An 11,514-nucleotide genomic window follows, 5' to 3' on the forward strand; every position below is an offset into this window, starting at 1 on the left:
CACTTTCTTCTCGTGGGGATCTGGGGTGGAGTTCACTTGGCGGCCAGCGCTTGTCCGTCGGGGCCGCTGTCGGCGGGGTACGTGCCGTTGGCGTACGGGTTGTACTCGTTGGTGTAGACGTCGGCGGGTGTGAGCTTGCCGTCCTCGAGTTCCCCGTTGCGGACCAGCCAGTCGATCCAGGTCTGAATCTCCTTGTCGGTGATCACGCCACCGGGACCCGCCACACCCGGCGACTTCCAGTAGTCGACGAGGTCGGTGGTCTCGTTGCGGCCGCGCTTGGTGATGATGTCCTTGTACTTCGCGATCACGTCGTCGCGCGGAGTCGTCTGGGTCCAGCGGATCGCGCGTGCCGTGCCCTGCACGAAGTCCGCGACGGCGTCCTTGTTCTTCGCGATGAAGTCGTCGCGGAACAGCAGCGAACCGTAGGTGAAGGAACCGAAGATGGATTCGTCGGTGAACAGCGGGCGGATGCCGCCGCGTTCGACCGCCTTGTCGCGGAACACGCTTCCGAGCGTGCCGACGTCGATCTGACCCTGCCGCAACGCCTGTTCGGTGTTCACCGGCGGAACGACGGTCAACTCGACCTGCTTGATCTCGTCGGGGGTCAGGCCCTCCCGCGCCAGCCACTCACGCACGAGGAACTCGTGGTGCGCGCCGAGCGTGTTCATGCCGACCTTCTTGCCGATCAGGTCACGTGCCGACGTGATCGGGCTTCCGTCGAGCACGTAGTACCCGTTGAACGTCTCCTTGTCGGAGCCGTAGTAGCCGATGACGGACGTGATCGGCGAATCGGCCGCGGCCAGCTTCAACACCGCACCGTTGAACGCGCCACCGAAGTCGGTCTGCCCCGTGGCCGCATTCTGGATGCTCTGCGGCCCACTGGTGGTGTCGCCGATCCAGTTCAGTTCGACCTTCTGGTAGTAGCCCAGGTCGGCCGCGAGTTCCGGGAACGAGACCTGCCCCGTGGTCCCCTCGTAGCGCAACACCGTCTTCCCGTCGGCTGTCGTGGTGGTCTCGGAACCGGAGCACGCGACAGCGAGGCTGGTGAACGTGAGAAGGGCGGCCGCTGCGGCCAGAGTCCGCGCGAAACGTGGACGAATCATCGAAGGTCTTCCTAGTGTGTGATGCCCGCACACGACGAAGCGGCGGGTCGTGCGAGCGCACTCCCGAACCCGCCCGGCGGTCGCCGGACGGGTGAGCAGGACGTGCAGAAGAAAAAGGGGTGCGAAAAAGCCAGGTCAGCTACGACAGCCGAAACACTGGAACATGGCAGACTCCCTGGACGTGGTGTGGTCGCCACACCATACGTCCGGACCCACCACCAGGGTCAACGGTTACGCACACGACGGATTTTATGTCTGGACCGCACGTAGGATATCGGCATGCCCACTGCGACGCTGGTAGACGAATTCGAGTCCCACCGGCCGCATCTGCTCTCCGTAGCGTACCGGCTGACGGGAAGCGTCAGCGACGCGGAGGACGCCGTGCAGGAGTCGTGGCTACGACTCGACGACGCGGACGCCGCGAACATCCGCGACCTCCGGCCGTGGCTCACGACGGTGGTCGGGCGGATCTGCCTCGACCGGTTGCGGTCGGCCGCGGTGCGGAGGGAACAGTATGTCGGCCAATGGCTTCCGGAACCCATCGTCACCGGACTGTCGCCGTCAGCTGAGCCGGACCCGCTGGAAGCGGTCGTCAGGGACGAGGACAACCGCCTCGCCGCGCTGATCGTGCTCGACACGCTCACCCCTGCGCAACGGGTCGCGTTCGTGCTGCACGACGGTTTCGGGGTGCCGTTCGACGAGGTAGCCGGGATTCTCGGAATCGAGACGCCCGCGGCGCGTCAGCTCGCGTCGCGGGCCCGCAAGGCCGCTGCCGCAACCACACCCGCCGTTCCCGACGAGGAGCATGCGCTCGCCGTGCAGCGACTGCTCGAGGCACTCGCCGCCGGCGACCTCGACGCGGTGGTCGCGGCGCTGCACCCGGACGCTCTCGTCATCGGCGACGCCAACGGCACCACGAGCACCGCCGTCAACGTCATCCGCGGCGCGGACAAGTTCGCCCGCTTCTTCCTCGGTCTCATCGAGCGGTACGGGCCGGCGGTGTTCACCGTCATGCAGCCGGTCCTGGTCAACGGCCAGCTGGGCTTCTTCAGTTCCGCACTCACCGGCGACGAGGCCCACCGCAGCTCGCCGCCGCGAGTGGGTGGGTTCACCGTCCGGGACGGACTCGTCTACGCGGCGTACGACATCGCCAATCCGGAGAAGTTCGGCGGGATCAGGCTCCCGGACCCTCCTTCGTGACCGCGGCGTCGTCGGCCCACGGCACCCGGCACGAATCGGTGCCGAAACCCTGCTCCGTGATGCCCAGCGCCGAGTACATCCGGGCGCGCATGTTCTCGATGCCGATCTGGTAGGACAGTTCGACGACACCGGCCCGGCCGAACCGGCGCTCGAGGTCTGCGACCTGTTCGTCGGTGACCGTGGTAGGCGTCGCCGTCATCGCGTCGGCGTATGCGATGGCCGCGCGCTCGTCCTCGCTGTACGCGGGCGAGTCGGCGTAATCGGCGATGTGCTGGAGCCGCTCCACGTCGAGGCCGTCGAGGCGTTGCAGCATCGTGCCGAAGTCCACGCACCACGAGCAGCCGATCGTCCACGCCACGCGGTAGACGGCGATCTCCCGCACGTTCGCGGGAAGCACGGTCGACGCCTTCTGCACCGCCAGCTCGTGCCGGGCCGAGGCGACGAACAGCTTGCGGTGATGGGCGAGCACGGTGAACGGCTCGGGCACCTCGTCGAACTTGTGGGCAGCATATTTGTAGGCGACCTTCACCAGCGGGCTCGCGTCCGCCGGGGCCACTGCGGGAATGCGGGGCATTGCGTCCTCCATCGTCACCGGGCGCCCTTCGCGCGCCGTCTACCGAGAAGACGAGACAGCCCTGCAGAACGTGACGCGGCCCTGTGCAACCCTCGCCGTCACACCGACTACGCTGCAGTAATGCCCGCAACGCCGCGCAACCGCACCGTCCAGCGCTTGCAGCCGTTCGCGTCCACCATCTTTGCCGAGATGACGGCGCTCGCCGTGAGCCACGACGCCATCAACCTCGGTCAGGGTTTCCCCGACACCGACGGTCCCGCGTCCATGCTCGACACCGCGCGCCGAGCCATCGCGGACGGGCTCAACCAGTACCCGCCCGGCCCCGGCATGCCCGTGCTCCGCCAGGCGATCGCGGCCGACCGCCTGGCCCGGTACCGGCTCGACCACGACCCCGACTCGGAGGTGCTGGTCACCGTCGGCGCCACCGAGGCCATCAGCGCCGCCATTCTGGGGCTGGTCGAACCGGGTGAGGAAGTGGTGCTGATCGAGCCGTACTACGACTCCTACGCGGCGTCTGTCGCGCTGGCGGGGGCGGTGCGCCGCAGCGTGCCGCTCACCCGCTCCGGCACGAAGTTCGTCGTCGACCTCGACGCTCTGCGCGCCGCGATCACACCGAAGACCCGGATGCTGGTGATCAACACCCCACACAATCCGACCGGCACCGTGTTCACCCCGGAGGAGATCGCCGCCGTCGCGGAGCTGGCGTGCGAGCACGACCTGCTGGTTCTCAGCGACGAGGTGTACGAGCACCTGGTGTTCGACGGCCGGACGCACACCGCCCTGGCCACTCTGCCGGGAATGTACGAACGGACCGTCTCGGTGTCGAGCGCCGCCAAGACGTTCAACGTCACCGGGTGGAAGATCGGCTGGGCGTGCGGTCCGGCGGAACTGATCGACGCCGTCCGGACCGCGAAGCAGTACATGTCCTTCGTCGGCGGCGGACCGTTCCAACCCGCGGTGGCGCATGCGCTGAGCCACGAGCAGCAGTGGGTGAAAGAGCTGCGGGACAGTCTCCAGGCCAAGCGGGACGTGCTGTACGACGCGCTCGTCGCGTCCGGTCTGGAGGTCTATTCGGGCGGCGGCACGTACTACCTGTGCGCCGACATCACCGCGATCGGCGAACGCGACGGCATCGACTTCTGCCGCGGGCTCCCGGAGCGCATCGGCGTGGCCGCGGTGCCGGTCAGTGTGTTCACCGACCATCCGCAGCCGTGGAACCCGCTGGTGCGGTTCGCGTTCTGCAAGCAGGATCACGTGCTCGAGGAGGCGGCGCGGCGGCTCCGGACCCTCGGGGAGCCCGGATCGTGACTGCCCGCACCATCCCCGCCGACTTCGTCCGGCGGTCGCTCGAACTGTCGGCGCGCAGTGGGGTCGATCTCTCCCCCGCGCTGTCGGCGGCGGGAATCACGACGGCGTCGCTGGAGGATCCGCTGGCCCGGTTGACGCCGACCCAGGTCACCGCGTTCACCCAGGCGGTCTGGCAGATCACGGGCGACGAATTGTTCGGCCTCGGGCCGGCCCCGGTCCCCCGCGGCACGTTTCGGCTCGTCTGCCTCGCACTGATCCACACCGCGGATCTGTCCGCCGCCCTCGAGCGGATGGCCGACATCCTGCGCGCCCTGCCGTCACTGCCCGCGCTGCACATCGGTCCCGGTGTCAACGGCGGAACCCGGATGACCATCGACATCCGCCCGGCCGCGGCCGAACGGTCCATCGAAGACGTGCAGTCGTCGCTCGAGGCGACGCGGGTGACCACCGATTTCCTGCTGATCCTGCTTCATCGTTTCGCGGCGTGGCTCGTGGGCAAGAGGGTCCGGTTGCTGGCGGTGGAACTGCCGTATCCGGCGCCGCTGCCGCAGCTCGCCGAGAACTACGATCACATCTTCGGCGTCCCCGTGACTTTCGATTCCGATATTCCCGCAGTCGAATTCGACAACGCGGTGATGCGGGCGCCCATCATCCAGACCGAGGAGACGCTCGAGGACTACCTCCGAGAGTCACCGACGCTGCTGATGTCGGAGCGTGACTACGACAGCACGGCGTCGGCGCAGGTGCGCCGGGTCCTCGAGCTGGGCATGAAAGGCCGGACGTCGACGGCCGAGGACATCGCGGAGATGCTGTCGATCAGCGTCCCCCACCTGCGCCGCCTGCTCCGGCAGGACGGGACGTCGCTGAATCAGCTGCGCGAGGAAGTGCTCCGCGACGCCGCCGTGGCCGGGCTCCGGCGCGGCGAGACCGTGGAGGACCTGTCGGCGCGGCTCGGCTTCTCCGAGCCCAGCGCGTTCCGCCGCGCCTTCAAACGCTGGACCGGCAGCACCCCGAGCTCCTACCGCGGAGCGTGACAGCGCGTCAGCTGACGCAGAACTCGTTGCCCTCGGGGTCTGCCATCGTGACCCACTCGCTCGGCCCCTGCCGGCCGCGGTGGAGCACGGTGGCGCCGGACTGCTCCAGCTTCTCGGCGACCTCGTAGCGGGCGTCCCCGACCCTGATGTCCAGGTGGAGCCGGTTCTTCACCGTCTTCCGTTCGGGAACCAGCTGGAACAGCACACGCGGGCGCTCCGGGTGCTCCGGATCGCGGATGGCCTGACCCTCCCGCCAGACCAGGACACCCTCGAACTCCATGGTGTCGGACTCCTGCGCGTGGCCGGCCTGGACGAGCCCGCGGATGAACTCCTCGTTGCTCGGCTCCACCTCCCAGCCGAGCGTCTGCGCCCACCATTTGGCCAGGGTATGCGGGTTCTCCGAGTCCACTGTGACTTGAAATTCATATCCCATGGCCCGACGGTACAGCGGGGCACCGACAGGTGCCGGTGAGCCGAGTCCAGGACCTGCCGGTTTCAGGGTTTGACGAGGATCCGGATGGGATCTCCCTCATGGTTCGCGAGTTTCTCGATGCCCTTTGCGACGTCTTCGAGCGGGATGATCTCGCTGATCGACCGCGACAGGTCGAGGCGGCCACGGGACACCAGTTCGGCGAGGGTTTCGATGTCCACGTTCTTGTAGCCGAGGTGGCCGAGCACCTGCTTCTGGGACAGCCCGAACTGTGCGGTCGTTCCCACCGAGGCCTCCTGCGCGCTCAGCCCGACCGCGACGAGTCGGCCACCCACCGTCAGGCAGTCGAGTGCCTGCTCGAATGTCACTTTCAGTCCGGCCGCGTCGAACGCGACGTCGAGCATCCGGCCGCCCGTCGCCTCGGCGACCTTCTCCTTCAGGTTCTCGTCCCGGGAGTCGAACGCGTAATCGGCCCCGAGCTCCAGGGCACGTTCCCGCACAGCGGGATTGATGTCGAACGCGATCACGGGGACAGCTCCGACCAGGCGTGCCAGCTGCACGATGTGAGTGCCGACTCCACCCACGCCCCACACCCCGACGGTCTCCCCGACCACCACCTTGCCGGTGCGCACGACCGCGCCGAACGGCGTCGACACCGCGTCGGCGAGGATGGCCGCCTGCTCGAACGGAACGTTGTCCGGGATGCGGGTCAGTCCCCCGGCCTGCGCCACCGTGTACTCGGCCCACGCGCCGTCGTAGGCGAACGCCATGAGCTGGATGTTCAGACAGTTCGTGAGGTCCCCGCGGCGGCAGTTGCGGCACGCGAAGCAGGGCCTGCCCGCGGACGGCACGACGCGGTCTCCCTCGGACCAGCCGGTCACTCCGGCACCGAGTTTCGCGATGGTGCCCGACGCCTCGTGGCCCTGCGTCACCTCGGGCAGCAGTGCGGGAAACGTGCCGTCGATCAGGCTCAGGTCGGAATGGCAGATGCCGCAGAACTCCACTTTGACGAGCACTTCACCGGGGCCGGGTTCCGGAATCGGAACATCTTCGACCGCAATGCTTTTCGTGTCGGCATGGAATCGCTGCGCCCGCATGGTCTCCGCCATCTCTCGCCCCTTCGTCGTCGTCGCTTCCGACGGTACCCGCGAAACATGCTCATGCGTGCATGATTCAGGCCACTGCCGATTCAGACCGTCGCGGGCCGCGTCCGGTCGAGGGCGAGGTGAACGGCGAGGCCGCCGAGGACGCTTCCCATCACGAACTTCTGCGCACGCAGCCACACCGGGCGTCCGGACAGGAACGTCGCGACAGTTCCTGCGACGCAGACGATCAGCGCGTTCACGGTGAGCGCGACCACGATCTGCACGGTGCCCAGCAGCAGGCTCTGCAACCACACCGGCCCGGCGCCGGGATGGACGAACTGCGGGATCAGCGCCAGGTACATCACCGCGATCTTCGGATTGAGCAGGTTGGTCGTGAGACCCATCAGGAACAGCCGGGCAGACGAATCCCGGGGCAGCAGCGTCCGTGCAGGCGCGAACGGTGTGTGCCCGCCGGGCCGCAACGCCTGCCACGCCAGCCAGCCCAGATAGCACGCGCCCGCCAGCTTCAGCGCGGTGTACGCCTGCGGTACGACGGAGAACACCGCCGAAATACCCAGTGTCGCAGCAGCCAGATAGCACAGGAATCCGAGAGCGACACCGGCCAGCGAGACCAGTCCCGCCGCCCTGCCCTGAGTGATGCTGCGCGAGACCAGATACACCATGTTGGGTCCCGGTGTGAGAACCATGCCGAGGGCGATCGCCGCCACTCCGAATACCGCCGCCGAATCGATCATGCCCGTGACGATCCCACCGCGGCGCCGCGCCGTCGCGGTCCAGTCCGGCCTCGGTGGACCTGTGTCCGGGTTGCATTCGTCGACGACCAGTGGGAACGTCGGAAGAGTAAAGCGTTGTCCAATCCGAAAGGGTGAAACACGAGTTATGCGTACGGCCGTAGCCGACAACTACCCCACGAGGGACCGCAACGAGTGCACGATGACCGTCCGCCAGGACCCGGTCACCTGGTCGGACCAGAAACGGGGTGATATCCGCTCCGGTCCGCTCACCGCGAATCAGATTGCCGTCTACGACAAACGCGGATATCACTCCGCCGAGTCGATCATCCCACCACGCGACGTGTTCAACCTGGTCGACGAGATGACCCGCCTCGCCGAGACCGACACACTGCGCGGCGACGACCGCGTCGTGCGGGAGAACGGCGACGGCGCCGTCCGTTCCGTGTTCGACGTCCACCGCCTCAGCGACGTCGTCGACGAGATCATCCGCCGCCCCGAGGTCGTGGGTATCGCCCGGCAGATCCTCGGTTCGGACGTCTACGTCCACCAGTCGCGACTCAATTTCAAGCCCGGTTTCACCGGCGGCCCGTTCTACTGGCACTCCGACTTCGAGACCTGGCACGCCGAGGACGGCATGCCCACTCCTCGCGCCGCGAGTATCTCGATCGCGCTCACCGAGAACTACGGGCACAACGGCGGGCTGATGATCATGCCCGGATCTCACCGCGCGTTCGTGTCGTGCGCCGGCGAAACCCCCGAGGACTACTACAAGGAATCGCTGGTCAGCTACGTTCCACCCACGGGGTCGCCCGATCAGCCGACGCTCACCCGGATGGCGAACGAGTACGGCATCGACATGATGACCGGACCGGCCGGCTCCGCCACCGTGTTCGATTCCAACTGCATACACGGTTCGAACGGCAACATCACGCCGTTCGCGCGTTCCAACCTCTTCATCGTGTTCAACAGTGTCGAGAACACCCTGACGGCACCGTTCTCGGCGCCCGCACCGCGCCCCGACTATCTCGGTAGCCGGGATTTCACCCCCTTGCGGTAGCGAGCACCATGACGTACCGCGGCCCCGCTCCCTGACGTCGGAGCGGGGCCGCGGTCTGTCGATGCCGCGAAACCCGTAGCCTTCGCGCCGCCCTGCATGCGACGATGACTGAGCACGGTTCGACCGCCCGGCCGGGCGCCGGCCGACCCTTCATCTCCCGGAACGGGGAATGATGTTTGCCTATATCGCGCGCACCGTCGTCGCACACCCGTGGCACGTCATCGCGACCTGGGTGGTCGCGGCGATAGCCGTCATCCTGTTCGCACCGAGTCTCGACGACTACACCACCGGTAACCAGCAGACGTTCCTGCCCAGTTCATTCGAGTCCTCCGAGGCGCAGGCCGTCGGCAATGAATACTTCCCGAGCCTGTCGGGCGCCACCGGCAGCCTGGTGGTGGTCCGTGCCGACGCCGCCCCACTGTCACCCGCCGACCAGCAGACGGCACTGAATCTCGCGACCTCGCTGCAGAATTCGGCGATCCCGGGAGTTGTGAGCGTGCAGGGGTCGCCTGCGTCGCTGTCCGCCGACGGGAAGGCTGCCGCACTGCAGGTGGTGTTCGACGGACAACCCGGCGACGACCAGGTCAACGACGCCGTGCCGGTCATCCGGGGCGACGCCGAGCAGCAACTGAACGGCACAGGCCTGGTGAGCGGGCTGACCGGGAACGCAGCCATTCAGGTCGACACCACCGCCGCCTACGACAACGCCGACAAGGTCATCACGATCGCCACGGTGATCGTCATCCTCACCCTGCTCGGCCTGATCTTCCGCAGCCCCGTCATCGCCGTCCTGCCGGTACTCGTGATCGGCGTGGTGCTGTCGGTGGTCACCGGACTGACCGCCGTGCTCGCCGATCTGTTCGACTTCCAGGTCAGCACGTCGCTGCAATCCATACTCGTGGTCGTTCTCTTCGGTGTCGGCACCGACTACATCGTCTTCCTGTTGTTCCGCTATCGCGAACGTCTCCGGCAGCAGGCCGCGGCAGGGTCCACCACCGACACGCATCGAGAAGCTCTCGTGTTCTCCACCGACGTCGTCGGGCGCGTCGTGGCGTCGTCGGCGCTCACGGTCATCGTCGCGTTCGCCGCCCTGCTGCTGGCGAAACTCGGCTCGCTCACCACGCTCGCGCCGGGACTCATCGTCGCCGTGGCCGTCATGCTGGTGACGGCGTTGACGCTCATCCCCGCCGTGTTCACCGTGCTGGGCCGCCGCCTGTTCTGGCCGCTCGGACCGGGGCACGACAGCCCCCACACACCGTTCGCCTCGATCGGCGCCGCGATCGGGCACCGCCCAGCCGTGTTCGCCATCGCGATCGGCGTCGTGTTGATCGCGCTCGCCTCCTTCGCGTCCGGCTACAAGTCGACGTACAACACGCTGGGGGAACTGCCCTCCGACACGCCGTCACAGCGGGCGTTCGACACCCTCGATCAATCCTTCCCCGCGGGTGCGCTGAGCCCGACCCAGGTGTACGTCGTGGCTCCCGGACCACTCGATCCCGCGTCGCTGACCCCGCTCGTCACCGCTCTCACGCAGGTGCCGGGAGTGTCCTCGGTCGCCCCGCCGCGACCCAGTCAGGACGGTCGCGCCGCGCTCGTCAACGTCGTACTCGCCGACGACCCCTACTCGAACGCGTCCCTCGACCTCGTCGAGGGACCGATCCGCGATGCCGCCCACGGCGCGGTCCCCGGTTCGGAAGTCGTTGTGGGAGGGCAGACGTCCACGTTCGTCGACGTCCGCGCGCAACTCGCGGCGGATACGCGCCTCGTGTTCCCCGTCGCCGCAGTCGCGATCGCGTTGATTCTCGCCCTCCTCCTGCTCGCCGTGCTCGCCCCGCTCAACCTGCTGGTGTGCGTCGCACTCACGTTCGTCGCCACCCTCGGCGCCGTGGTGCTCCTGTTCCTGCACGGCCTCGGCTACGACGGGATCGACTTCTCGATTCCGATCGTGCTGTACCTGTTCGTCGTCGCTATCGGCACCGACTACAACATCCTGCTGGCCTCGCGACTGCGCGAGGAATTCCGCAACGGGTACACCCCGCGTGAGTCCGCGCGGATCGCCGTCTCCAACGACGCCCCCACCGTGGCCGCCGCCGGTCTGATCCTGGCGCTGACCTTCGCTTCCCTGACCCTCACCGGACTGGCCAACCTCGCCGAACTCGGCTTCGGTGTCGCGATCGGTGTCGCCATCGGAGCCTTCGCGATGGCCCCGATGCTGGTACCGAGCCTGTCGGCACTCGAACGTCGCGCCTTCTGGTGGCCGAGCAGGCAGAAGACGACCGTCGACACCGGCGACGACCGCGAACCTGCCGTGCCCCGGTAATTGCAGCCGTCACCTGCGTTTGTGCACAGGCGATCACTACGCTCGGTTCCATGAGCGCATTCGCCGAAGCCGGCCTCAGCGAATGCGCGCGGGCGAACATGGACTGCATGCCGGGCTTCGGCACGTTCCTCGTTCTCTTCTTGCTCACGCTCTTCACCATTGGAATGGCGTTCGCGATCTCGATGTCGGCGACCCTCTCGATCGTCCTGGCGAGACCAGGCGTCCTCCGTGGCGCGCTCTGGTTCGTCGCCGTCTGGATCGTCCCGCTCCTGGGCGCGGCCGCGTGGTTTCTCTTCGAGCGCCGCCGCGCGGCCGGCAGCCTTCGCGGTGCGTCGTCGGGCGGCGACAGCGGGCCGCCGCCCGACGACGTCACGACGACAGTCGGATGAGCACCTTGCTGCTGCCGCTGCCGCGGTCGGCGGCGACGTCCATCGCCTCGCCGGCCCGGTCGATCGGGTACCGGTGCGTGATCAGTGGGCTCACATCGAGTCCGTCGTGCATCGCCCCGACCGCGTCGGTGATTTCGTCGACGAATCGGTAGGAACCGATCCACGTGATCTCCCGGGTGACGAGATCGCCGAGGTTCGCCGGAACTGGGGCACCCGGCAGGTTTCCCACCTGCACGACGGTGCCACCGCGCGCGGTGGC

Annotated in this window: 11 protein-coding genes and 1 pseudogene; 6 read left to right on the forward strand and 6 right to left on the reverse strand. The window is 67.6% G+C overall.

Features of this window, described 5'->3' with window-relative positions; genetic code table 11:
- Positions 1-32: 32 nt before the first annotated feature.
- Entirely contained in the window at positions 33-1,103 is a 1,071-nt protein-coding gene (locus AZG88_RS40300; protein ID WP_061700909.1) for an ABC transporter substrate-binding protein, read from the reverse strand.
- 279 nt (positions 1,104-1,382) lie between these two features.
- On the opposite strand from AZG88_RS40300, the gene AZG88_RS40305 reads away from it, so the two are divergent.
- Positions 1,383-2,303 carry a sigma-70 family RNA polymerase sigma factor gene (locus AZG88_RS40305; protein ID WP_005244200.1) on the forward strand — a complete coding sequence of 307 codons (921 nt, stop codon included), beginning with the start codon at positions 1,383-1,385 and terminating at the stop codon, positions 2,301-2,303.
- Here AZG88_RS40305 and AZG88_RS40310 read toward each other — a convergent pair.
- Positions 2,278-2,877 carry a carboxymuconolactone decarboxylase family protein gene (locus tag AZG88_RS40310; RefSeq protein WP_005244202.1) on the reverse strand — a complete coding sequence of 200 codons (600 nt, stop codon included), beginning with the start codon at positions 2,875-2,877 and terminating at the stop codon, positions 2,278-2,280. The two genes, AZG88_RS40305 and AZG88_RS40310, sit on opposite strands and share 26 nt — an antisense overlap.
- 120 nt (positions 2,878-2,997) lie before the next feature.
- On the opposite strand from AZG88_RS40310, the gene AZG88_RS40315 reads away from it, so the two are divergent.
- Positions 2,998-4,185: a pyridoxal phosphate-dependent aminotransferase gene (locus tag AZG88_RS40315; protein ID WP_061700911.1), complete on the forward strand. Its 1,188-nt coding sequence runs from the start codon at positions 2,998-3,000 to the stop codon at positions 4,183-4,185.
- Positions 4,182-5,219, forward strand: coding sequence for an AraC family transcriptional regulator (locus AZG88_RS40320; RefSeq protein ID WP_061700914.1), 1,038 nt, complete (start codon positions 4,182-4,184; stop codon positions 5,217-5,219). The genes AZG88_RS40315 and AZG88_RS40320 overlap by 4 nt, the downstream gene beginning before the upstream one ends.
- A 7-nt stretch (positions 5,220-5,226) precedes the next feature.
- Here AZG88_RS40320 and AZG88_RS40325 read toward each other — a convergent pair whose 3' ends face one another.
- The 3 genes from AZG88_RS40325 to AZG88_RS40335 all read right to left on the reverse strand — a co-directional run bounded on the left by AZG88_RS40325 (position 5,227) and on the right by AZG88_RS40335 (position 7,489).
- Positions 5,227-5,652: a VOC family protein gene (locus AZG88_RS40325; RefSeq protein ID WP_005255234.1), complete on the reverse strand. Its 426-nt coding sequence runs from the start codon at positions 5,650-5,652 to the stop codon at positions 5,227-5,229.
- Between the two features lie 62 nt (positions 5,653-5,714).
- Entirely contained in the window at positions 5,715-6,758 is a 1,044-nt protein-coding gene (locus AZG88_RS40330) for a zinc-binding dehydrogenase (RefSeq protein ID WP_005244210.1), read from the reverse strand.
- A gap of 80 nt (positions 6,759-6,838) precedes the next feature.
- On the reverse strand, positions 6,839-7,489 hold the full coding sequence (locus tag AZG88_RS40335) for a LysE family translocator (RefSeq protein WP_005244212.1): 651 nt from the start codon (positions 7,487-7,489) through the stop codon (positions 6,839-6,841).
- 145 nt (positions 7,490-7,634) lie between these two features.
- Here AZG88_RS40335 and thpD point away from each other — a divergent pair, with 145 nt between their 5' ends.
- The 3 genes from thpD to AZG88_RS40350 all read left to right on the forward strand — a co-directional run bounded on the left by thpD (position 7,635) and on the right by AZG88_RS40350 (position 11,255).
- The gene (thpD, locus tag AZG88_RS40340) at positions 7,635-8,546 is read left to right on the forward strand and encodes an ectoine hydroxylase (protein ID WP_061700916.1); all 912 of its coding nucleotides are present in this window, start codon (positions 7,635-7,637) and stop codon (positions 8,544-8,546) included.
- Between the two features lie 169 nt (positions 8,547-8,715).
- Complete coding sequence (locus tag AZG88_RS40345) at positions 8,716-10,866, forward strand: MMPL family transporter (RefSeq protein ID WP_061700917.1); 2,151 nt, start codon at positions 8,716-8,718, stop codon at positions 10,864-10,866.
- A 50-nt stretch (positions 10,867-10,916) separates the two neighbouring features.
- A complete protein-coding gene (locus AZG88_RS40350; protein WP_061043533.1) occupies positions 10,917-11,255 on the forward strand; it encodes a hypothetical protein in 339 nt (112 codons plus the stop codon).
- Here the strand turns inward: AZG88_RS40350 and AZG88_RS40355 are convergent.
- Positions 11,236-11,514: pseudogene (locus tag AZG88_RS40355) on the reverse strand (L-idonate 5-dehydrogenase); the annotation flags it as partial. The gene AZG88_RS40350 and the pseudogene AZG88_RS40355 sit on opposite strands and share 20 nt — an antisense overlap.

Origin of the sequence: Rhodococcus sp. LB1 (assembly GCF_001583455.1) — a bacterium.
GTDB lineage: Bacteria > Actinomycetota > Actinomycetes > Mycobacteriales > Mycobacteriaceae > Rhodococcus_F > Rhodococcus_F opacus.

Bases quoted from the DNA above. Each gene is read 5' to 3' on its own strand.
- AZG88_RS40310 (WP_005244202.1), bottom strand. From the start codon at position 2,877: ATGCCCCGCATTCCCGCAGTGGCCCCGGCGGACGCGAGCCCGCTGGTG.
- AZG88_RS40315 (WP_061700911.1), top strand. From the start codon at position 2,998: ATGCCCGCAACGCCGCGCAACCGCACCGTCCAGCGCTTGCAGCCGTTC.
- AZG88_RS40335 (WP_005244212.1), bottom strand. From the start codon at position 7,489: ATGATCGATTCGGCGGCGGTATTCGGAGTGGCGGCGATCGCCCTCGGC.
- AZG88_RS40330 (WP_005244210.1), bottom strand. From the start codon at position 6,758: ATGGCGGAGACCATGCGGGCGCAGCGATTCCATGCCGACACGAAAAGC.
- thpD (WP_061700916.1), top strand. From the start codon at position 7,635: ATGCGTACGGCCGTAGCCGACAACTACCCCACGAGGGACCGCAACGAG.
- AZG88_RS40300 (WP_061700909.1), bottom strand. From the start codon at position 1,103: ATGATTCGTCCACGTTTCGCGCGGACTCTGGCCGCAGCGGCCGCCCTT.
- AZG88_RS40325 (WP_005255234.1), bottom strand. From the start codon at position 5,652: ATGGGATATGAATTTCAAGTCACAGTGGACTCGGAGAACCCGCATACC.
- AZG88_RS40350 (WP_061043533.1), top strand. From the start codon at position 10,917: ATGAGCGCATTCGCCGAAGCCGGCCTCAGCGAATGCGCGCGGGCGAAC.
- AZG88_RS40305 (WP_005244200.1), top strand. From the start codon at position 1,383: ATGCCCACTGCGACGCTGGTAGACGAATTCGAGTCCCACCGGCCGCAT.
- AZG88_RS40345 (WP_061700917.1), top strand. From the start codon at position 8,716: ATGATGTTTGCCTATATCGCGCGCACCGTCGTCGCACACCCGTGGCAC.